Annotated in this window: 20 protein-coding genes; 12 read left to right on the top strand and 8 right to left on the bottom strand. The window is 37.1% G+C overall.

The genetic code is table 11. The features are described from left to right. From M0Q20_RS00670 to glmU, 3 genes are read right to left on the bottom strand one after another with little or no spacing between them, the layout of a single operon-like run. Positions 1-2,370 carry an SMC family ATPase gene (locus M0Q20_RS00670; protein WP_295057634.1) on the bottom strand — a complete coding sequence of 790 codons (2,370 nt, stop codon included), beginning with the start codon at positions 2,368-2,370 and terminating at the stop codon, positions 1-3. Continuing rightward, positions 2,357-3,475 (bottom strand): exonuclease SbcCD subunit D, encoded by a 1,119-nt coding sequence (locus M0Q20_RS00665; protein WP_295057631.1) that lies wholly within the window; start codon positions 3,473-3,475, stop codon positions 2,357-2,359. The genes M0Q20_RS00670 and M0Q20_RS00665 overlap by 14 nt, the downstream gene beginning before the upstream one ends. Positions 3,476-3,520: 45 nt before the next feature. Continuing rightward, the gene (glmU, locus tag M0Q20_RS00660; RefSeq protein WP_295057628.1) at positions 3,521-4,825 is read right to left on the bottom strand and encodes a bifunctional UDP-N-acetylglucosamine diphosphorylase/glucosamine-1-phosphate N-acetyltransferase GlmU; all 1,305 of its coding nucleotides are present in this window, start codon (positions 4,823-4,825) and stop codon (positions 3,521-3,523) included. A gap of 142 nt (positions 4,826-4,967) precedes the next feature. Here glmU and M0Q20_RS00655 point away from each other — a divergent pair, with 142 nt between their 5' ends. From M0Q20_RS00655 to mog, 12 genes are all read left to right on the top strand, one after another. Continuing rightward, positions 4,968-5,732 (top strand): motility protein A, encoded by a 765-nt coding sequence (locus tag M0Q20_RS00655; protein ID WP_295057625.1) that lies wholly within the window; start codon positions 4,968-4,970, stop codon positions 5,730-5,732. Continuing rightward, positions 5,732-6,511: a flagellar motor protein MotB gene (locus M0Q20_RS00650; protein ID WP_295057623.1), complete on the top strand. Its 780-nt coding sequence runs from the start codon at positions 5,732-5,734 to the stop codon at positions 6,509-6,511. The genes M0Q20_RS00655 and M0Q20_RS00650 overlap by 1 nt, the downstream gene beginning before the upstream one ends. Then, positions 6,511-7,251: a flagellar type III secretion system pore protein FliP gene (gene fliP, locus M0Q20_RS00645; RefSeq protein ID WP_295057620.1), complete on the top strand. Its 741-nt coding sequence runs from the start codon at positions 6,511-6,513 to the stop codon at positions 7,249-7,251. The genes M0Q20_RS00650 and fliP overlap by 1 nt, the downstream gene beginning before the upstream one ends. Before the next feature lie 12 nt (positions 7,252-7,263). Continuing rightward, entirely contained in the window at positions 7,264-8,382 is a 1,119-nt protein-coding gene (gene trmA / locus M0Q20_RS00640; RefSeq protein WP_295057617.1) for a tRNA (uridine(54)-C5)-methyltransferase TrmA, read from the top strand. Continuing rightward, positions 8,379-8,948 carry a hypothetical protein gene (locus tag M0Q20_RS00635; protein WP_295057614.1) on the top strand — a complete coding sequence of 190 codons (570 nt, stop codon included), beginning with the start codon at positions 8,379-8,381 and terminating at the stop codon, positions 8,946-8,948. The genes trmA and M0Q20_RS00635 overlap by 4 nt, the downstream gene beginning before the upstream one ends. A gap of 83 nt (positions 8,949-9,031) precedes the next feature. Next, entirely contained in the window at positions 9,032-10,438 is a 1,407-nt protein-coding gene (locus M0Q20_RS00630; RefSeq protein WP_295057611.1) for a TrkA C-terminal domain-containing protein, read from the top strand. Positions 10,439-10,497: 59 nt separating this feature from the next. Beyond that, entirely contained in the window at positions 10,498-11,547 is a 1,050-nt protein-coding gene (aroB, locus tag M0Q20_RS00625) for a 3-dehydroquinate synthase (protein WP_295057608.1), read from the top strand. After that, positions 11,547-13,196 (top strand): mechanosensitive ion channel domain-containing protein, encoded by a 1,650-nt coding sequence (locus M0Q20_RS00620; protein ID WP_295057605.1) that lies wholly within the window; start codon positions 11,547-11,549, stop codon positions 13,194-13,196. The genes aroB and M0Q20_RS00620 overlap by 1 nt, the downstream gene beginning before the upstream one ends. Before the next feature lie 3 nt (positions 13,197-13,199). Next, positions 13,200-14,444 (top strand): tRNA (N(6)-L-threonylcarbamoyladenosine(37)-C(2))-methylthiotransferase MtaB, encoded by a 1,245-nt coding sequence (gene mtaB, locus M0Q20_RS00615; RefSeq protein ID WP_295057602.1) that lies wholly within the window; start codon positions 13,200-13,202, stop codon positions 14,442-14,444. Further along, positions 14,431-16,074, top strand: coding sequence for an ATP-dependent metallopeptidase FtsH/Yme1/Tma family protein (locus tag M0Q20_RS00610; protein ID WP_295057599.1), 1,644 nt, complete (start codon positions 14,431-14,433; stop codon positions 16,072-16,074). Before mtaB ends, M0Q20_RS00610 begins: the two co-directional genes overlap by 14 nt. Further along, positions 16,061-16,582, top strand: coding sequence for a pimelyl-ACP methyl ester esterase BioV (gene bioV, locus M0Q20_RS00605; RefSeq protein WP_295057596.1), 522 nt, complete (start codon positions 16,061-16,063; stop codon positions 16,580-16,582). Before M0Q20_RS00610 ends, bioV begins: the two co-directional genes overlap by 14 nt. 27 nt (positions 16,583-16,609) lie before the next feature. Further along, positions 16,610-17,143 (top strand): molybdopterin adenylyltransferase, encoded by a 534-nt coding sequence (gene mog, locus M0Q20_RS00600; RefSeq protein ID WP_295057593.1) that lies wholly within the window; start codon positions 16,610-16,612, stop codon positions 17,141-17,143. 17 nt (positions 17,144-17,160) lie between these two features. Here mog and M0Q20_RS00595 read toward each other — a convergent pair whose 3' ends face one another. From M0Q20_RS00595 to M0Q20_RS00575, 5 genes are all read right to left on the bottom strand, one after another. Next, entirely contained in the window at positions 17,161-17,472 is a 312-nt protein-coding gene (locus M0Q20_RS00595; RefSeq protein WP_295057590.1) for a hexameric tyrosine-coordinated heme protein, read from the bottom strand. 242 nt (positions 17,473-17,714) lie between these two features. Next, entirely contained in the window at positions 17,715-18,596 is an 882-nt protein-coding gene (locus M0Q20_RS00590) for a CoB--CoM heterodisulfide reductase iron-sulfur subunit B family protein (protein WP_295057587.1), read from the bottom strand. A gap of 11 nt (positions 18,597-18,607) precedes the next feature. Next, a complete protein-coding gene (gene sdhB, locus M0Q20_RS00585; RefSeq protein WP_295057585.1) occupies positions 18,608-19,585 on the bottom strand; it encodes a succinate dehydrogenase/fumarate reductase iron-sulfur subunit in 978 nt (325 codons plus the stop codon). Between the two features lie 9 nt (positions 19,586-19,594). Beyond that, positions 19,595-21,307: a succinate dehydrogenase flavoprotein subunit gene (gene sdhA, locus M0Q20_RS00580; protein WP_295057582.1), complete on the bottom strand. Its 1,713-nt coding sequence runs from the start codon at positions 21,305-21,307 to the stop codon at positions 19,595-19,597. Between the two features lie 195 nt (positions 21,308-21,502). Beyond that, on the bottom strand, positions 21,503-22,702 hold the full coding sequence (locus M0Q20_RS00575) for a diguanylate cyclase (protein WP_295057579.1): 1,200 nt from the start codon (positions 22,700-22,702) through the stop codon (positions 21,503-21,505). Positions 22,703-22,744: the final 42 nt, after the last annotated feature.

Genomic DNA, 22,744 nt, shown 5'->3' with positions numbered 1-22,744 from the left:
TCACAACTCCACAACCCGCTCAAACATCTCTTTTATCTCCATCTCGTGGCTTATTAGAAATATCTGTCTGTACTGCTCTTTTATGGTGTGAAAGGCCTCTAGTATCTCCATGCGGCGGCTTTCGTCTTGGCTTCCGAAGACTTCATCAAATGCCAAGAAGCCAATGGAACTTGCGCCGCTTAGTTCTGTTAGAGTTTTTGAGATGGCTATGCGCAGGACTAAGTTTGCTAGGTCTATCTCTCCGCCTGAAAACCGCTCTATTGGGTACTTTTTACCCTCGTCGTAGATAAAAAAATCAAAGTCGTTGCTTACTTCTATGTGTTGGTATTTGCCTTTGGTTATTTGAGAGTACATCTCTGAGGCGATGCTTGATATCCTTGGGGCTACTTTTGAGTTTAGACGGGTTTTGAACTCTGCAAGGCTCGTTTTTATTTTCTCATAGTCGATTAAGTCATCTTTTTTAGCTTGGACTTTTTTTAGCTGTATTTCGTTGTTTTGGAGTGAATTTTGTATAGTTTTTATCTCGCCCTCAATCTTTGCGATTTGAACTTTTATCTCATTTAGGGATGCTGTTTTTGACTCTATAGTTTTAAGTATGCTCTCATGCTCTTGAAGCTGATTTTTATGCTTTACATCGTCGTAAATTACAAGTTTAAACTCTGCTTCTTTGCTTGTGGCTAGGGCTTTTAATTCCTCTATCTTTTTATTTACATGTAGCAGGTCTGACTTTACAAGAACAACTCTTTTTAGTTCAGTCTCAAGGCTAAGGGCTTGTTTGTATTGCGGTTCTATTGCTAAGAGTGACTCTTTAATGTTCTGATGCGCCCTTTCATCGTAACTGTGCGCCTCAAGCTCCTTTAGCTCCTCTTTGTTTTTAATACCTTTTTGCTCTACATGTACGAAGTGCTCTTTTGCAATTTTAAGATCTTGAAGCTTGCTCTGTATTATTTTTATGTTGCTTGTAAGCTCTGAGAACTCTTTATCTTTTGGTTTTTTTTCTGCTTCATGTGCAGCTTTTTGAGTTACTACATTTTGTAGTTGTGCTTTATGCTCGGTTATCTTTTTTTGGTGCGTCTCAATAACCGTACCGACAAGCGAATTTATGACATTGTCATACTCCTCTAAAAGTGGTCTTGTACAAGTTGGACAAGAGGAGTCACTTCCAAGTTCACGAAGTTTTGCAATCTTTTGGTTAGTTATATCTATCTGTTTTTGCTCACTTGATATCTCGGCTTTTAGTTCACTCTCTTGGCTCTGTTTTGCGTTTATGCTCTCTTGGAGTAGGGCTATCTCTGCCTCTAGTTTTTTTGCACTAAGTAAAAACTCATCATACCCCTCACATGCACGCTCTAGCGTCTCAATGTCCGCTTTAGACTTCTTCCACTGCTGTTTTAACTGAACTTGCTCTTTTAAAATTCCCTCTTTTTTTATCTGTAACTCTCTTAGCCTATCTTGCTCTTTTAGCTTCTCTTGAAGTGCTACGAACTCTGCTTTTAGAGGCTGAAGTTTTTTAAGTTTCTCCTCTTTGTCCTCTAGTTGATGAAGCTCGGCTGTTAGTTTTACTTGGTTTAAAATCTCTAAGCTTTTGGAGTTTTTTAGAAGTTCTAGCTCTGAGAAGAGTTTTTGTTTCTGCTCTTTTGTTTTAGCAAAAACTTCAAGCTCCTTTTTTATGCTCTGCTCTCTGCTCTTTATATGTTCAAGCTCTTGAGTTTTACTTAGCATCTCTTTTGCAAGATTCTCTTTGGCTGCGCCGCTCTCTTTTATCTGCTCCTGCTTTTGCCCTATCTCATCTTCGCCTAAAAGTATCTCCCGAAAGGCTTCTATCTCTCTCTTTAGCTCTCTGCTTTTCTCAAGGAGCTCTTTTTCTACAAAGTCTATCTTCTCAAGTCCTAAAAGCTTTCTTATCATCTTTTTTCTATCTTCATTTTTAAGAGAACTCAGGCTTGTTAGCTCTTTTTGAGATGCAAAAAGGGTATGCATAAAAGCATCTTTACTCATCTTTGTAAGTTTTACTATGGCAGCGGTTACCTCTTTTGCTCCGCTGGTTGTAAGAGAGCCGTTTTTATAAAATTTTGCATTAGCGCTCATGGCTTTGCCTCGAAACTCTCTAATTATTTTGTACAAAACGCCCTCAAACTCAAACTCAAGTTCTACAGAAACTGTCTCTTTTTCATTTGCGTTTGCATTTCGTAAAAGCTCCTTGTTTCCTCTTGTCTTTGCCTCACCGTAGAGAGCAAAGAGTATCGCTTCAAAGATGGTAGATTTTCCGCTTCCGTTTTTACCGATAATGCCTATGAGACCTTCGCCAAACTCTATCGTTTTTGAGGTGTACTTTTTAAAGTTATATAGTTTTATATTAGATAGTATCATTCGATAAATCCTCATATTGTGCGAACAACTCTTTAACTTTGTCTTTTAATCTCTCATACTCTTTATCTTCGCTCTCATCTTTAATATGCTCTAAAAAGTACTCCTCTAATGAGAGCGATTCAACATCATCAAGTCTCTTCTCATCTGTACCTTTTTTAAACTCTCTTTTTACGCTTACATGCAAGGCTTTGTCAAAGAGTTTTTTTATATCCCTATTTTGAATATCTATGGATTGAAGAGCCGTAAGGTTAGAGAGTTTTACCTCTATAAGAGCATCTTTTATATCGCTTGTATCAAGTTGCAAAACAGAGTTTTCATAATCTTCACAATCAATCTCCCTAAGTAGAATAGGGCGGATTTTTATCTCCTTGTACTCTACATGTAGCGCATCATCTAAAGTTAGCTCTATAAACCCTTTTGAGTTTCGTTTATCGTTTAGACTTGTTCTCTCTGTTGAGCCGCTATAGTAGACATTTTTATGTTTGCCAACTTGTGAAAAGCCGTGCCAGTGACCAAGGGCAACATAGTCCATCATCTCAAATATATACTCTTTATTTGCAGGGTAAACCCACTCTCCAAACTCCGACATGAGATAAGTTGCTCCAACAGAGCAGTGCATCATCATGATGTTTTTTTTGCTTTTGTGGATATTATCTTCGCAAAGCCCTATTTGAGAGAGTGCTTTTGTTTCATCATTCATATGGGGCAGGGTGTGAAATATTACATTCTCGAACTCCACTTTTTTATACTCTTGAGAGTAAGATACATATATGTTTTTAAAGCCCTCAAATATCTTTAAAATCGGCGAAGATAGGTTTGTTCTGGGCGTTGAGTGGTTTCCAGCTATTAGGATAAATGGGATGTTTAACTCATTTATACTCTTAAACTGCTCAAGTGCGAATGTTATAGCACGGTTTGAGGGACTTGAGCGGTGAAACAAGTCGCCAGTGTGGATAATAAAATCTGGTTCTATCTCTTTTATCTGCTCTACAACTTGAGAAAAAGCATCATAAAAATCTGCTTCTCTTTGGTTAATGTTCTCATCGTTTAAAATATCCAAATCATTAAAACCTAAATGAGTATCGCTAAAGTGGATGATTTTCAACTGCTTTTCCTCAAAATTATATTAAACAATAGACGTTTAAAGTTTTTACTTTTTGCTAAAAAATTTATAGTAAAAATCTTTTATAACTCTTTGTTTTGCGCTACTTACTGCAAGTTCTCCACTATTTATAGTTCCGCTTCTCACAGTTGTTCCGGCAGCGACCATCACATTGTCTTGCACCGTTATAGGAGCTATAAGCTGAGAGTCGCTTCCTATAAAAACATTTTTACCGATAGTCGTTTTATATTTGTTTATGCCGTCGTAGTTACATGTAATAACACCCGCGCCTATATTTGTGCCCTTATCAACTGTTGCATCACCTATGTAGCTGAGATGTCCCGCTTTTGCACCTTTGAGTGTTGACTTTTTCACCTCTACAAAATTCCCGATATGCGTATCTTCAATATGTGAAGCAGGGCGAAGATGTGCCAAGGGTCCGACATCTGAGTTTTTAACTATACTATCTTCAATAACGCTGTGCGCTTTTATATGTGAGTTGATTATTCTGGAGTTTCCGGTTATTCTGCATCCGTTTTCAACAATACACTCACCCTCAAAAACAACTCCCTCTTCGATGTAGATAGTTGAAGGAAGCTGCATGCTCACGCCTGATTCCATAAAAGCTCTCTTTATTCTGTTTTGCATAATCTCTTCCGCATCTGCTAAATCTTTTTTAGAGTTTACACCCTTGAAATGCTCCTCGTCGACTAAAAGAGGGGAGACATTTAAACCTTCAGCTCTTGCCATGGAGATAATATCTGTTAGGTAGTACTCTTTTTGGGCATTGTCATTTTTTAACTGCGGTACATATTTCTCTAAAATATCTTTGGAAAAAGCGTACACTCCCGCATTTACAGTTGTAATTTCAAGCTCTGCTATGGAGGCATCTTTATGTTCTACTATCTTTTTTACATCTCCATTTTTTATAATTACACGACCGTATCCATTAGGATTTTGTAATTTAAAGATAGACATAATTATCTCTGAGTCACTCTCTAGAAATCCGCTAAGAGCCTCAGAAGTAACAAGAGGCATATCTCCGTTTAGAACTAAGACTTTTTCATGTCTAACAGAGATATTTTTCATAGCTCCTCCCGTTCCTGGAAAATTTACATCATCTTGAATAGCAAAGTTAATATCGCTAAAATAAGCGCGCATAGACTCCATCACAGCCTCTTTTTGATGAGCCAGCACTACCGTTATGTCATCACTTATCTTGCGTGACGCTTTTATGATATGGTATAGCATCTCCTTACCGCAGACTTTGTGCAAAACTTTTGCTTTAGCAGACTTCATGCGACTGCCTTTGCCTGCAGCTAAGATAACAATACTTATTTTATTTTTGTTCATTTTTAACTCTTTTGATTATTTGACAAAATTATACCTTCTAGCTCTTATATTTGAAATTAAATCAACAAAATTCCCCTTTTATTGTGGAGGCTAATATTTTTTGTGGTATTATAAGCACAATATTTTGTCATAAGGTATTTGAATGGATTTAGGTACGGTTGTAGGTATTGTTTTAGTCTTTGCACTTCTAATGGGTGCTATGGCAATGGGGGTAGGCGTTGGTGCCTATATCGACATCCCTTCTGTTCTTATTGTTGTCGGTGGAAGTATCGGTGCCTTGATGGTATCGTTTAAGCCGGCACAGATGAAATCATTTGTAAAAATATTTATGATTGCGGTAAGACCTCCTGAGGAAGATAAGATAGAGCTTGTAAAAAAGCTTATACAGTTTGCTACAAAGGCTAGAAAAGATGGCATTTTAGCGCTAGAGAGTGAAGTAAATGAGGAGCCAAACGAGTTCTTGAAAAAAGGGCTCTCTATGGCAATTGATGGCAATGAGCCTGATAACATACGAGAGCTTTTAGAGATTGAGATGGAGCAGACAAGTACGCGGCACAAGGTAAACGGCTCTATGTTTAGTCAATGGGCCGGACTTGCCGGAGCTATGGGTATGGTTGGAACGCTTATCGGTCTTGTTGCGATGCTTTTAAATATGGCTGACCCATCTGCAATCGGTCCATCTATGGCAGTTGCCTTGCTAACTACTATGTACGGCGCTATTATCGGTAATGTTCTTGGTACTCCTATTGCAAATATTTTAGGCATAAGAAATGATGAAGAGACACTTGTTAAGGAGATGATCTTAACCGGAATTATGTCAATTCAGTCTGGAGATGCTCCAAGAGCACTAGAAGCAAAGCTCTTAAGCTATCTACCTCCAAAAGAACGTGTGAGTCAATATAACTAATGGCTAGGAAAAAGAAGTGTCCCGACTGCGAGAAGTGCCTTCCTTTGTGGTTGGCAGCATTTGGGGATTTAATGTCTCTGCTTTTATGTTTTTTCGTTTTGCTTCTCTCCATGTCAAGTATGGATGCAAAAAAAATCTCTGAAGCAATAGGTTCACTCTCCGGAGCCATGAGTGTTTTAGAGGGTGGTATTAAAACCGAGGTCTCCAAAAGACGTATCCAAGAATCAACTCCAATAGAGGCAGCAGACGAGACATCAGAGCAAGTAAATAGAATTATGCAGGCATTAACAGAGGTAAATGAGATGATTGCAGAGGGAGATGGTCCGGCAGTCTCTCTTGAAGAGGCACAAGACGGTTTTGTTATTGAACTTCCGGCTTCGCTTCTTTTTAAATCAGGAAGCAGTGTTATTCAAAATGACGACGCACTACTTTTTTTAAAGAGAATAGCGCTTATTATTGGAGAGCTTCCAAACCAGACAAAAGTTAGTGTTCAAGGGCATACCGACAATCAATCGCCATCATCAAGCAGCCCTTTTAAGGATAATTGGGAGCTCTCATCTGCTAGAGCGATATCCGTACTACAGGAGTTGCTATTAAGCGGCGTAGATCCAAAACGTATCAGCGCGGCAGGATTTTCAGAGTTTTCTCCAAAAGCAACTAATGTAACTGAGAGCGGAAGAGAGAAAAACCGCAGGGTTGAACTTCACTTTTACGGTGCTGACCCTGATGATAAGCAAAAAGTTAATCAGACTGTTCTAGACAAGGCAGCAAACAGATAATGTTCAGGTTTTTTTTACTTTTTTTAGGGTTGGGTGCGACCTCGATTTTTGGGGCTGAGAGTGTTGCAATCCCAACTATGAACTTTGAACTCTCAGCTCCATCTTCTCCACAGCAGCTCGTAAGCTCACTCAACGTACTTGTTCTCTTAACACTTCTATTTTTAGCACCTAGCATGGTTCTTGTTATGACTACTTTTACAAGATTTGTAATAGTATTTGGTTTTTTAAGACAGGCGCTTGGAACGCAGCAGGTTCCTCCAACACAGCTACTTGTCATGCTGGCTATGATTTTGACTTTTTTTGTGATGGAACCGGTAGGCGTAAAAGCTTATGAGAATGGTATAAAACCCTACATAGAGGAGAAGATAGGCTACGAAGAGGCATTTGACAAAACGACACTTCCGTTTAAAAATTTTATGATTAGAAATACAAGAGAGAAGGATTTGGCTCTATTTTTTAGAATAAGAAAAATGCAAAATCCAACTACTGTAGCAGATGTACCGCTTTCTGTAGTTATTCCGGCTTTTGTAATTAGTGAGCTAAAGACAGCTTTTGAGATAGGTTTTTTACTATTTCTACCGTTTTTGGTAATAGATATGGTAGTTGCGTCTATACTTATGTCCATGGGTATGATGATGTTGCCGCCAATTATGATAGCACTCCCCTTTAAGATACTTGTTTTCATCCTTATAGATGGGTGGAATTTGCTTATTGGAAATCTTATAGCTTCTATAAAATAGGGCAGAGCAGCATTGAATTGTCAATATTTTGGAAAGTGCGGTGCTTGTATAGCTTATGAAGGTGGATATGAGCATCAATTAGCCCTAAAGGTTGAGTTAAACAGAGATAGATTCAAAACCTTTTATCAAGGTGATATATCTGTTTTTAAATCACCGCAGAGCAATTACCGCTCAAGAAGCGAGTTTAAAATATGGCATAAAGAGGGTGAAATTCATTATGCCATGAACAGTATAGACAAAAAGGGCGTACTTTTAATTGATGAGTGCCCGCAGGTAAGTAAGCCTATATTTGATTTAATGCCCAAACTTTTAAAAGCTATAAAAGAGAACAGTATAGAGTTTAAACTCTTTGGTGCCGATTTTTTAAGCTCAACTAACGGCGAGATTGTTGCCTCACTGCTTTATCATAGAAAACTTGACTCTTCTTGGAGCGAAGTAGCTACTAAAATAGCCTCAGAACTTAATATATACATCATAGGAAGAAGCAGAAAACAAAAGGTTGTAATAGGGCAGGATTATGTAACTGAGCAGTTAAATATAAGCGGTAGAGAGTTTAAGTTTAACTACATTGAAAACAGTTTTACGCAGCCAAATTCTAAAGTTAATGAGCAGATGATAGGGTGGGCTACAAAAGATTTGCTCTACAGAGATAGTGATCTTCTTGAGCTATATTGCGGTGCCGGAAATTTTACCATACCGTTTGCAAAAGAGTTTAAAAGAGTCTTAGCTACCGAAATATCTAAATCTTCTATAAGTGCGGCAAAAACAAATATGAGTTTAAACGGCGTAGATAATATTGCTTTTGTAAGGATGGGAGTAGAAGAGTTTATTCAAGCTCTAGATGGCGTTAGAGAGTTTAGAAGAATGAAAGATATAGATATAGCATCATATGATATTAAAACTATATTTGTAGATCCTCCAAGAAGTGGAATGGATGAGGCTACATGTAGTTTTGCCTCAAGATATGATAGTATTTTATATATATCATGTAATCCGGAGACATTAGCCAGAGATTTAGAACTCTTATGCAAGACACATTTTGTTGTAGATATGGCTGTTTTTGATCAGTTTGCATACACTCATCACGTGGAAATGGGTGTGAAGTTAGTTAAAAAGGAGAGCGTTTCATGAGATTACTATCTACACTGTTGTTTCTATTTTCTTTACTATATGCCGATGAAATTAAGAGGATAGACTCAATCGTAAAAGATATAGAGAAGCTTAGAGTTGACTACAATAGATGTAGCGAAATGCTTGATAAAAGTGCTAACTTAGCAGAACAAAACAGCACCTTACTAAAGAAAATTGAAGAATTAGAGAATATAGTTAAAAAGCAAGAAAAACTTTTAAAAATCAAAGAAAAGAAAGATAAAAATCAATTTTTGTATAGTAAAAAATGTGAGAAAGAGAACAGTTTTCCAAAATTAATGATGAAGAGTGAGTACCAAGAGAAGCACTTTGATCAAAATGAAATTACAACTTTTAAAGCTAGTGCGTTTCGTCTAAAGACGGATAGTATTATTTACGACGCAATTAACGGAAACAGTATCGGTATGTGGGAGAAGGGAACATCTTTTACATCAAACACGAAAAGTGATACTTGGATTAAGGTATCGGGTTATTTTGTCAATAGAAAATGGAGAAAAGCTAAAGAGGAGATCTGGATAAGATCAGCTCAAGTATTCAAGAGAGATTAGTATCTGTAAAAGAGTTTTTTTGCTGTTATAGTTATAAAAGAACTCTGATGATATAATGCTAAAAAAAATTCAGAAGACGGTATATGAAAAAAATATTAATTATCGGCGACGGTGAAGTATCAAAACACTTTATAAATAGAATTATAGATACACATACTAGTGAAAATATATATTATGTTGTAGAGACAAAAGCCAAAAAATATAAAAATATAAATTCGTCACGATTTAAATTTTATGAGTTTGACCCAACAAGCCTCTATAAGCTTGCAAACTTGCTAAAAATGGAGTTTGCTCAAGCAATCATTGTTATGGATAGCAAAATGGATGTTGAGCATACCATTAAAAATATAAGAAGTATAAAAAAGCAGCTTCGTATTATAGTTTTAAACAAATGGAAGCTTGATAACGAAGACTCCAACGTTGTTCTAATTAACTCAAATGAAATTCTCTCCTCTAGATTGATAGATTATCTGCCAAACGTTCCTGTAATTGCCCAAAATGTGGGAATAGGGGAAGGCGAGATAATGGAAGTTCTAGTTCCGTTTGGAAGCTCGTTTATCTACAAACATATTGGTGTAATTGAGCAAAAAGAGTGGCGTATTGTCGCTATATACAGAAACAGAAAGCTTATTATGCCTAATCGTCGCAGGATGATTCAGCCAAATGATCTTCTGCTTTTAGTGGGCGACCCCACTGTTTTAAAATCAGTTTACAGAGCAATAAAGAGAGAACTTGGACAATTTCCTGAGCCTTTTGGCTCAAATCTTTATCTCTATCTTGATATGGATATGTTAAATTTTGATACGGCAGAGGATTTTATTAAAAGAGCAATTTTTGTACATGAAAAGTTAGGTCATACCCTCATTATTAGAGTGGTTAATCCTAGTGATATTGAAGTTGTTTGGATGATTAAAAGCTACAGGTCAGAAAATATAATTGTAGATATAAACTACACCTTAGGTAGTCTTAAAGAGAGTTTTTTTAATGATATAAAGGCGTATCATGCCGGCTTAGTAATTGTTTCAAACGAGATGTTTGCCGATAATGATACAAGAAATATGCTTTATGAAGCACAAGTTCCTGTGATTAAAATAGCCGACAAGGAGCTCTCAAATGTAAAAGATGCTTCAATAATCTTAGGCGACAATAGAGATTTGGAGAAGATATCTTCAACAATATTTGATGTCTCCGAGCAGATGAGTTTAAACATTGAACTTTATAACTATCTAAATGAGCATCAAGAGGTAAAAGAGCAGGTTATTGAGCACTATTATAACCTCGCTACCATCTTTTCTAAAAGTATCAAGGTTATAAAAGAGAATCAAAATCCTATAAAAAAACTAAAACAAAAAGAGCATTTTATACAGATAGTACCCTTTACAAAAAAATTAACAGGTAAAAAAATATACTCAATTCTCTCAACAGATAGCGAAAGACTCTACCATAAATTAGACAGCAATCATCAAATTTTTATTCCGGTACAGATTTGATTTAGCCATTTTTTATCCTTATTTAAGTATTATACATCTAATTAAATTTTGGATAAATAATGCAAGTACATATTCCTCTTAAAAAAGTAGTTGACGACTCTTACGATATAACTATAGATGAACTTTCTAAAATATATTTCGATACTAAAGTAGCAGTTGTCACAAATAAAACAATCTCTGCTCTTCATCTGGATTATCTTCTTTCAAAAATCAGTGCAAAAGAGCTTCATGTTATAACGCTTCAAGATGGCGAGGAGTACAAAAATCAGCAGAGTGTAGATACTATTTTAGACTCTATGTTTGAACACCGTTTTAATCGAAAATCTATGCTTATAGCATTTGGCGGCGGGGTAATAGGCGATATGACCGGATTTGCGGCAAGCATATATCAAAGAGGGATTGATTTTATTCAAATTCCCACTACGCTTCTATCTCAAGTTGATGCAAGTGTTGGTGGAAAAACAGGCATGAATAACAAGTACGGTAAAAATCTAGTAGGAGCTTTCCATCAACCTCGCGCTGTATATATAGACCCACACTTCTTAACAACGCTGCCCTCAAGAGAGTTTAGCGCAGGAGTTGCAGAGATAGTAAAGATGGCTGTGACTTTTAATAAAGACTTTTTTGAATTTTTAGAAAATGCTGACTTAAAAAACCCAAAAATTTTGCAAGAAGCAATAAAGCAAGCCGTTGAAACAAAAGCAAATGTAGTAGCGCAGGATGAAAAAGAGCAGGGTGTAAGAGCTGCTCTTAACTATGGACATACTTTTGGTCATGTAATTGAGAATGAGACAGGATATAAAAAGTTCTTGCATGGCGAAGCGGTTGCTATTGGCATGGTTATGGCAAATGAGATGGCTCTTAAGATGAATCTCATGAGCGAGAAAGAGGCACAGAGAGTTAAGAGGCTTTTGGAGAAATATGATCTTCCTACAGCATACTTAATCAAAGATGCAAAAGCATTTTATGAAGCATTTTTTCTAGATAAAAAGAGCTCCGACTCCTCTATAACATTCATATTGCCATTAGGTATCGGCAATATGGTAATTACTGACAAAGTAGATGTAGGAACGGTAATGTGTGTATTAAATAAATTTGGAAAACAGTAATGAGAAGAGTAGTTTTTTATCTTCTTGTAGCATCATCTCTACTTTTTTCGGCAAATCTGAAAAATGATAAAAATATAGATGAGCAAGAGCTACAAAAAATTAAGCTCGCACAAGAAGACATAAGAAGAGAAAAAATTGCAAAATATAACTCTGAACTAAAAGAGATAGAAGATAAAATAGCAAAAAAAGATAGTGTCTGGATGAAAAGTTACTCCTCTTATCTTACATCATTGGATGTAAGAGAGAGTCTAGAAAAAATCCTTGAGAGAATAAACTATCTACAGAAAAAAAAGAGTAAAACCCTTAGCGAGACTGATGAACTTAGTGCGCTCATTGCAAGAGAGAAGATATTAACGTCACAGATAGAGAAGCTAAAGAAAAAAGATAGCTCTCCTTTTTCAGACCTTCTAACACCTCCAAACATAGACGAAGTTCCGACAATAGACAACCCTTTTGATGTGTTTACCGGTATTTCTCTTATTAAGACATTAGATAGAGATTTTAATTACTATATACTCAAAAGAGATGAATTAAAAGAGCTTATCGCACTTCTGCGCTCTGAAGTTCGCATATACAGCGAGATAATGAGTCTTGATGATGAAAATATATATGCAGATAAAGCGGAGTTGAAAATCAAGCAGCTGGAGAGATTTGAGTCTGCCCTTGATACAATGAAAGTTACGGCTGATGTTTATCAAAAAAGATTAGACATTATTGAGGTAAAAATTAACAAAGAGGTAGAAGAGCAGGCGTTTAAACTTGCCAAAATAGGTGTTGTAATACTTATTGTCTTTATTTTCTTCTTTTTATTAAAGTTATTTGCAAAAAAATATATTACCGATAATGAGCGGTTTTATATGGCAAATAAAATCATAACATTTGGTAATTTTACTTTAATAGTTTTAATCCTATTTTTTAACTATATTGAAAATGTAAGCTATCTTGTTACGATACTTGGATTTGCGTCTGCGGGTATTGCTATTGCCATGAAAGATTGGTTTATGAGCATACTAGGATGGCTTGTAATTGTTATTGGCGGAAGCATACATGTTGGAGATAGAATTCGTGTTGATATGGATGGAATGATGTATGTCGGCGATGTTATGGATATATCGCTCTTGAGGATGACCATACTTGAAGATATTACACTTACTTCTGCCGAATATAACAGAAGAGCCGGAAGAATTATTTTTATACCTAATAATTATGTATTTACAAGAATGATAGCAAACTACACGCATAGTACGCTAAAGACTGTTTGGGATGGTGTTAAAATCACTATTACGTTTGATTCAAACCATAAAAAAGCGATGCACTTAGCCAAAGAGATAACTAAAAAATTCTCCAAAGGGTATACAGATATTACAAGAAAACAGTTAAATAAACTTAGAAATCAGTATAGTTTGAAAAATACAAATGTTGAACCTAGGATTTTCTCATTTATTGAGTCAAACGGCATAGCTATTGATGCATGGTATTTGACAAATGCCTACGCAACGCTTACACTAAGAAGCGTTATCTCAACTGAGATTATAGATGCTTTTATGGCAGAAGATGACATAACAATTGCATACCCTACTCAGATGCTTCATCTTGAAAAACCTGCAAAAAGAACGCCACCGTTTGCAACTGATGAAGAGATTGTATAGATTATGAAGAAGGTATATTTTAAGACTTTTGGATGTAGGACAAATCTTTACGATTCTCAGGTCATGATGAGCTCTATGCAGGAGTATAGCGTGACAGAAGATGAGAGTGAGGCGGACATAATTGTTGTAAACTCTTGTACCGTTACAAACGGCGCTGATTCACATGTTCGCTCATATATCTCTCATGTAGAGAGTAGCGGCGAGGCTAAAATCTTTTTAACAGGGTGCGGCGCTCATACAAAAGGTGAAAAACTTCTAGAGCAGGGGCGTGTCTCCGGAGTCTTCGGGCAGAGTGAAAAAATTAAAATTGATGAGATGCTCTCAAAGGAAGAGCCTTTTTATGAGCCGGGGGATTTAAACCATATAGATGAGAGCGTGGTAGATGATTTTATCGGCAAGAGCAGGGCGTTTATAAAGATACAAGAGGGGTGCAGTTTTCGCTGTTCTTACTGCATAATTCCTTATGTGCGCGGAGATGCAAGAAGTATGGATGAAGATAAGATACTAGAGCAGATTGCAAGACTTGCCCGCAATGGCTTTGGAGAGTTTATACTAACGGGAACAAATGTAGGAAGTTACGGTCAAAAAACCGGCACATCTATAGCACAGCTTATGAAAAAAATCTCACAGATACGTGGGGTAAGACGTATAAGACTCGGAAGCGTAGAGCCTATTCAGATAACTGATGAGTTTAAAGAGATTTTAGATGAGCCTTGGCTAGAGCGTCATCTTCATATTGCGCTGCAGCATACATCGCCGCAGATGCTAAAATATATGAATAGAAGAAATGTTTACAAGCAAGATAGAGAGCTTTTTGAGCTTTTAGCAAGCAAAGGTTTTGCAATAGGAACTGACTTTATTACAGGACACCCCGGCGAAACCCAGCAGCTTTGGGAGGAGGCGATGAGGCACGTAAGAGAACTCCCTCTAACCCACCTTCATGCTTTCTCATACTCTAAAAGGGATGGTACGCCATCTGCGCAAATGAAGCCTGAAGTAAACGGTAAGATTGCAAAAGAGAGACTCCATGAGTTAGAGAGCATCGTAAAAGCTAAAAACTTTGAGTTTAGAAGAAGTTTTGACGGGGAGCTTGACGTGCTTATTGAGAGCCAGAAAGATGCTCTGTTTATCGGATATGATCAGCATTTTAATAAAATAATGATTGAGTCAGATGAAGATTTAGTCGGTAACTGGATAAATTTACAAAAGTATGAAGTTAAAGAGGAGTCTAACTATGGTAGGGTCTAAAACAAACAGAGTAGCACTGTATGCATCGGCTTTTTTAGTTGTAATTCTTGTTCTTTTTGCTGTTCTTAGAGATAATGCGGAGTCAATCTCTTTAAAAGAGGCAGTTGTTATGCTTGAGAACAAAAGCGTTAAAAGCGTTGTTTTATCTGATGAATTTGTATATCTCAAAACAGATAAAGATGTTTATAAAATTGCATCTTCTCAGCTCTCTCCAAAGACGCTTAGCGAGTATAGAGTCAAGCTCAAAAGCAGCTCAAACATGGTGACTTATCTTCTTTTTTTGGTGCTGTTTTTAGGAATTGGCACACTTATTTTCAAATGGCTGCAAAAAAACAGAATCTTAGATACTAAAAGCATTGTAAGTAGTAGATTTAAGACTTCACTAGAGGATTCCGGACCCATAGAGTCCATAAAAAGCGATGTCACTTTTGCAGATATAGGCGGAATAAGCGATGTAAAAATAGAGCTTGAAGAGATTATTGATTTTATGAAGAAGCCAAAACGATACAAAAGTTTCGGCGCAAGAATGCCTCGCGGTGTACTTTTGGTGGGTCCTCCCGGAGTTGGAAAAACAATGATAGCCAAAGCGGTTGCAAATGCCGCCGGTGTTCCCTTTTACTACCAAAGCGGTGCCTCTTTTGTTCAAATATATGTTGGCATGGGTGCTAAAAGAGTCCATGAGCTTTTTTTAGCAGCAAAAAACAACTCTCCGTCGATTATATTTATTGATGAGATAGATGCAGTCGGAAAAAAGAGAGATGGGCAGAGAAGTGACGAGAGGGAAGCAACGCTAAATCAGCTCTTAACAGAGATGGATGGTTTTGAAAACTCAAGCGGAGTGATTGTAATAGCAGCAACAAACAAGATAGATATTCTTGACTCTGCACTTCTTCGAGCTGGTCGATTTGATAGAAGAATTTTTGTAGAACTTCCTACAAAAAGAGAGAGAGCATCCATCCTTACTAAATATCTTGAAAAAGTTCCAAACGAAGTCGATGTCAACTCTGTTGCAAATATGACTGTAGGTTTTAATGGAGCATCGTTAGCGACTCTCGTAAATGAGGCCTCTTTACTTGCTATAAGAGGGCATGATTTTCAAGTTACGATAGAGCACTTTCATCAGGTAAAAGATAAGGTAATGTTTGGCAAAAAGAAGTTGCAGATGCTCAGTGATGAGCAGAAGCGCTACCGTGTAACATACCAAGCGGCAAAAGTTATCTGCGCAACCTACTTTGACCTTCCTTTTGAAAAACTGCTTCTATCAAACGAGAAATTAACTCCCGCAACTGATGAGCCGCTTATAAAGCATGAGCTAGAATCAAGAGTTAAGATGCTCTTAGCAGGCATTGTAGCGTGCAATATAAAATATGGTGAGCACGCAAGCAGTGCGAAGGGCGATTTGGATGAAGCAAAAGAGATAGTTGATAAGATGATTAAAGAGTACGGCATGGGTTCATCGCTTCTTGCAAGTGAGAGTGAAAAAGAGATTTTGATGAAAAGATTATATAATGAGACGAGAAATCTCTTAGAGTCTATGCAAGATATTATGAAATATGTAGAGAGCGTTTTAAACGAGAGAGAAAGCATCACAAAAACAGATGTAAAAAAGAAACTAAATGAAGTTCTTTAGCGGATTTTCTCTAAAAAATGAGCAGCACTACTTTAAAGATTATATAAACTCTTCACAATATTGTGTTTGCGGGTTTAGTTATGGAGCGATAAAAGCGCTTAGTTATACTCAAGAGCAGTTAAAATTAAATAGACGTATAGATACATTTCAGCTCTTCTCTCCCGCCTTCTTTCAATCAAAAGATGAGAAGTTTAAAAAACTGCAACTTATAGGTTATAGAAAAAATAGAGATAAGTATCTAAATGAATTTCTTACATCATGCTTTTTGCCTTATGAAAAAAAAACAGTAGAGCAGTGCGAGAATAATATAGATGAACTAGAGGAGTTGCTTTACTACTCATGGAGAGTAGATGAATTAAGAGAGCTTAGCAACAAGGGTGTGAGTATTGAGGTCTATATAGGAAGCGAAGATAAAATAATAGACGCAGACAAAGCAAAAGATTTTTTTTTAGAGGTTGCGACAGTAACATATATAAAAAATGCAAATCATTTTTTACTAACAAACTAGAGTTGCTAAATTATATAAAGGAAGAAGATGAGTAAGATAAAAATAGGTGTTATTACGGCAAGCGATAGAGCGAGTAAAGGCATATATGAAGATATATCGGGAGTAGCTATTCAAAAGACAATGAAAGAGTACCTTATAAACGAGTTTGAGATAGTCTATAGATGTATTCCGGATGAGCAGGATATGATAGAGAGCACCATGATAGAGCTTTGCGATGATGAAGAGTGCTGTTTGGTAGTTACAACAGGCGGTACAGGTCCTGCGCTTCGTGACGTAACACCTGAAGCGACGGAGAGTGTATGTCAGAAGATGATGCCGGGATTTGGCGAGCTTATGAGACAGGTAAGCCTGCAGTATGTGCCGACTGCAATCCTCTCGCGCCAGACGGCGGGTATCAGAGGCAAAAGCCTTATCATAAACCTACCGGGAAAACCAAAGTCTATAAGAGAGTGCCTTGATGCCGTATTCCCTGCCGTACCTTACTGTATAGACCTAATAGAGGGTCCATATATAGAGACAAATGAAGAGGTTATAAAGGCTTTTAGACCGAAGGCTAAGTAATCTTTATATTGTTAGGTTTATCTCCAATAATTATTTGCAATAGCGATGGTTTTAAACTCTATTGCAACTAGCTCTACTGCATACATAAGCAATTTAGGATCATCTTCATATTTTTCTCTAACTGCTTGCTTTATGTTTGGATCTCCTTGAATTGCCCCTACTGTTTTTCTTACTATTTTAATAGCAAGCATACGCCCTTCAAGAGGCGTTTTAGTAATTAAACTTGGCATGTAGTCTTCAACTTTTTTAGCTTCTGATGCGTAAGCAGAATGGGTAAACCCAAATGAAAGCAAAGAGAATAACAGCACTGCTTTGACTATATTTTTCATAATAATTCTCCTATAGTCTCTGGTTAATTTAAGCTAGAGTTTTACAGAGACTAACAAAAAACTAGCTATTAATTAGTAGAATACTTTGTTCTACTAAAACCGCTCTACATTTCAAATAATAATATATTATAAATATATTACAGTTTTAAAAGATATATTAACTTAGTAAATTTTTCTAATTATTATTTTTTTTGATGTAAAGAAGTATTAAATAGAGAGAGGAGACTCCCTATTTTGTAGTTTTAGACGAAGTTTACGTCTGTAACGTGGTGTTTTAGACCAAGTTCTGCAGGGCTGCATCCAAGTGCTAGTCCTACCATCTGTTGCATATGAAGAACAGGAAGTGAAACTTCTCTGCCTATTGCTTCAGAAGCACCCTTAGTTTGCGTATCTAGTTTTAGGTGGCAAAGTGGACATGGAGTTACCATCATATCTGCATTTTGGTCAGTCGCACCCGCAATTGCCGTTCCTGTTAAAACTGCCGCAGTGTGTGGAGCTTGGAGCTCTACATGAAAGCCACAACACTTATTTTTCTCTTCATAATCAACATTCATACCACCGCATGCGATAATTAAATCATCTAGAGAGTTAGGATTGTATGGATTCTCTTTTTGCTGATGAGATTCATCATGAAGCTCTGAAGGGCGGATATTGTGACAGCCGTAAAATGGAGCGATGTTAAATTCACTAAGAGGTTTAACAACCATCTCTTTGATTTTATCTAGTCCAAAATCATCAATAATAGCATATAGGAAGTGGATGACATTTGAAGTACCTTTGTACTCAAGTCCAACTTCCGCAAGCTTCTCGTTGACTCTTGCTTTTAGCTCAGGATTTCTATCTAATCTATGTTTTGTCATAGCCGTATTTAGCTGACAGGTATTACAGATAGTAACCATAGTAAGAGCGTGCTTTTCAGCGTAAGCTATATTTCTTGCATTTAGAACAAGAGATAAGAAGTCATCATAGTCTTGAAGATGTGAAGCCCCGCAACAAGAAGCTTCGGTTAACTCGATTAGTTCTATATTAAGTTTTTTGGCAACTGCCATAGTTGACATCATCTGTTCCGGAGTACTCTGCTTTGCTGTACATCCTGTAAAAAGTGCATATTTTAATTTTTTCATCTATTTTACTCCTAGAACTTTACTGTTGATGAAGATTTTATAAGCTTTTGTATCTCATCAAGGTTATCTGATTTTTGTATATTCCAAGGCATTACTATTTTGCCTTTTCTAAACATCTGAAGTGCTACGGGAATATGCTTTACAATAGACGGTCCTTCAGAGTAAAGGACTAAGCCGCCCTCATCAAGTACACCATGTTTTTTGATAGAGTGTAAGAAACCTACAGCATGACGAGTTGCGACATTGTTCTTTGCAACCCCTTTTTTAAATGCCATTTGGTGAAGTTTTGTAATCTTTTCAAATGGATTAATATCTTTTGGACAAACCTCTGTACATTCAAAACATTTAACACAGTCCCAAACGCCTTGCTTCTCCTCATTTACATCAATAAGCCTCTGCCCGTCATTGTCACGAACATCAGCCTCAAAGCGGTAAGCAGCAGCAAATGCCGCAGGACCGAAGAAGTCACTGTTTATTTCAACAACAGGGCAGGCGTAGTGACATGCACCACATTGGATACAGAGGTCAGCTTCATCAAGCTCTTCAGCATCTTGTGGGGACACAAGATTTTCGCATGAAGGAGATTCGTCAATATCTGCAACCAGATAAGGAGTCACTGCTGCATGTTTCTCCCAGAAGTCCCCTTTGTCGATAATCATATCTTTAACGGCTCTTTTTGTGCTTAGAGGCTCTATTGTAAGGTCGTTTCCAAAGTACTCTACCATGGTAGTCATACTCTCTTTACAAGCAAGAGTGCTTCTACCGTTTACTTTGATGGCACATGCCCCGCAAATGCCGTGACGACAACTTCTTCTGTATGAAAAACTACCGTCATGGTCCCATTTTATTCTATTTAATATATCTAAAACAACTTCTTCGGAAGTAACATCCATACTGTAATCTTCATAGTATGGAAGGTAATCTTCATCTGCATTAAATCGAAATACCTTGAAGTTCACTTTTTGTGTAGTAATTGTATTTGTACTCATAATCCCTCCTTAGTAATTTCTTGCTTTAAGCTCATGTTTGCCGAGAACGACATCCATATAATCAAGCGAAATGTTACCCTCTTTGTCCATGTATGCCATTGTATGCTTTAAAAAGTTTTCATCATCGCGAGTATTAAAATCTTCTCTAAAGTGAGCACCACGGCTCTCGTTTCTAGCAATTGCGCTCTCAACAATAAAGGCAGAGTAGTCTATCATGTGACCAAGCTCTATTGCCTCTTGAAGTTCTGTGTTAAATAGCTTAGACTTATCTTTTATACGAATATTTTTAAATCTTTTGCGAAGTTCTTTAACTTTGGCGATTGCAATCTCTAGAGTCTCTTTTGTTCTAAATGCACCTGCATTTGCAGTCATACACTGTTGAAGCTCTTCTCTTAGCTGTGTGATTGTTTCATTTCCATTGTTGTTTAATATGAAATTAATTTCATCAAGAGCTCTTTTTGCATCATCTTCTTGTGCCGCGCGAAGAGGAATGGTGTCTATCTCATTAACCATTGTTTTGCCGACAAAACGACCAAAGAGCAGTGCTTCTAAAACAGAGTTTGCACCTAGGCGATTTGCACCGTGAACAGAAACACATGAGCACTCGCCGGCTGCATAGAAGCCTTCAACATATTGGCTATTATTTTTACGAACATTTCCTGCAATATTTACCGGAATACCGCCCATTGAGTAATGCGCCGTTGCGGATATTAAAATAGGCTCTTTTATCATGTCGAGTCCCAAAAAGGTCATGGCAAGTTCACGAAGTTCAGGTAGCCTCTCCATAATTAAATCACGTCCAAGATGAGTAACATCAAGAAATACAGCATCTTTTCTCGGTCCTACTCCGCGTCCCTCTCTTATCTCATTTAAAATAGCACGACTTACAACATCACGTGATGCAAGCTCCATTGCGTTTGGAGCATATTTCTCCATAAAGCGCTCACCCAAAGAGTTAAAAAGTCGTCCTCCCTCTCCACGCGCAGCTTCAGAGATTAAAACACCGTTTCCTGAAAGACCTGATGGGTGAAACTGTACAAATTCCATATCTTCAAGCGGAAGACCGTGACGCGCTACAATCGAGAGTCCGTCACCTGTGTTTGCATGTGCATTTGAGTTGATTTTGTAGCTTCTTGCGTATCCACCTGTAGCGAACATGACGGACTTAGCGTTAAATACCGCTACTTGCAAATCTCGTATATTAAAAGCGACTACTCCTGAGACTTTGCCATCTTTATAGATAATATCAGCAGCATACCACTCATCCCAAAACTCAACACCAACGCGGTAAGCCTGCTCATATATAGTTTGCAAAAGCGTTAAGCCTGTTCTATCTTTTGCATAACATGCTCGAGGAGAGGATTGCCCTCCAAAGGGGCGCTGTGCTATTTTTCCATCGGGAGTTCTACTAAAAGCAGCTCCCATTCTCTCTGCCCAACGGATAGTCTCAGGTGCATTTTTACACATAAACTCAACAGCATCTTGATCAGCTAAATAGTCACTCCCCTTTACAGTGTCAAACTCATGTAGCTCCACGCTATCTTTATCACTAAAAGCAGCATTAACACCACCTTGAGCAGCTCCTGAGTGGCTTCTAAGCGGATGAAGTTTTGTTATAACTGCAACTTTTTTGCCTGCACTCTGCAACTCTCTTGCAGCGGCGCATCCAGCCAGCCCCGAGCCGACAATAATTGCATCGTAAGTATAAATAGGAATACCCATTACTTTCCTTTGTAATTAAGAATAAAATAAGGCGGATTATACAGCGTTTAGCCTTTGTATATGATAAAAGATTGTTGCAAATGTGTAAAATGTTCCATAATCACTCACTTCTAGAAGAGGTATTATGTATCGGTTTAGATGTTGATTATATAGAGCAAAGCTAATAATCTCTTAGCTAGAGAGTAGAATTATGTTTTACAGCTCGCTATGAGCCAAATCTTTTACTTGGCATATTCTGTCTCCGCCGCTCTCTTTTGCGTAGTCCAGAATTTTTTGAGCTTGCTTTATCGACTCTTCAAGTAAGACATGATTTGGTTTTATGACAAATCCGCCACTAAGTTTTATCTTAATTGCTCCAAGTTCGGGAGATGCTAGTTTTAGCTCAGAGATACTTTGACGGATAATGTCAACATCCCTAAAGGATTGCTCTTTGTTTTCTCTAGATAAGATTATGGTAAATTGATTATAATCAGTTCTTGCTACAACGTCAGCTGCTTGCTTATGAAGAGATATAGTAAATGCAACTTTTTTAAGTATGGTTTGTGTCAACTCTTGTGAATAGACTCTGTTTGTTTTTGAGAAGTTGTCAATCTCAATCACGGTAACAGAGGTAAAGTTTTTCTCTTTAAGATTTTTTTTCTCTGCATAAGAGCTAATCATCCCTTTTATGTTGTTTATACCGGTCACCGGATCAATCATTTTAGGATTTTCAGAGACATCCGGTTTTCTTCTTATTCTCATAGAGATTGCACCTGCCTCTTGCGAAAATGGCTCATACCCCTTTGTATCTACATTATAAAGATACTCAATATCTTTATATATAGCATTGAGTCTTCTTCTGTACCAAAGAGCAACTAAAAAAATCAACACAAAGGCTAAGTATGTTACATTTTTGTGAATGTCAAATTTTGCTTGATTGTAAGAGATATTTTTAAAAATCATACTGTTTATCTGCTCGAACAAAGAGTCAAAGCTCTTTTTTAGCTCTTCTTCTTTTTCCTTAATATTACTGCTTTTGTTTGTATACAATTCAATAGCTTTTTTGTTAAACTCTTTTGTAAGTAAGCTTAGTTTATCTAAGTCAGCAAGGTACTCTTGCGAGTTTAAGAGCACATATTTCTCCACAAGAGAGTAGTCGTATTGATTACGCAACTTGTCGATATCATTAAGAAGTTGCGCACTTTTACCGTTAAACTGGATAAGAGATAAATCAAGATTCTCTTTTGGCATAGAGGTAAGAGAGGAGATTATACGTTTTTGATTATTTAAGCTTTCAATTTTTGCATATGAGTTAGAGTGTTCAACTGTAACGAGTACTCCTATAGCTGCAAATACCACCGCTAATAAAAGAAAAAAAGAGAGGTTTTGAAATATCTTTTTTATGGAGTGTTTCATAAAGAGTTTCCTATATAGATGGTATAATTACCTGCTATTTTA

It is taken from the genome of Sulfurimonas sp. (genome assembly GCF_023229025.1).
In the GTDB taxonomy this organism is placed as follows: domain Bacteria; phylum Campylobacterota; class Campylobacteria; order Campylobacterales; family Sulfurimonadaceae; genus Sulfurimonas.
Note: the sequence above shows the minus strand (reverse complement) of the source record. Positions and strands in the feature narration are given on the sequence as shown.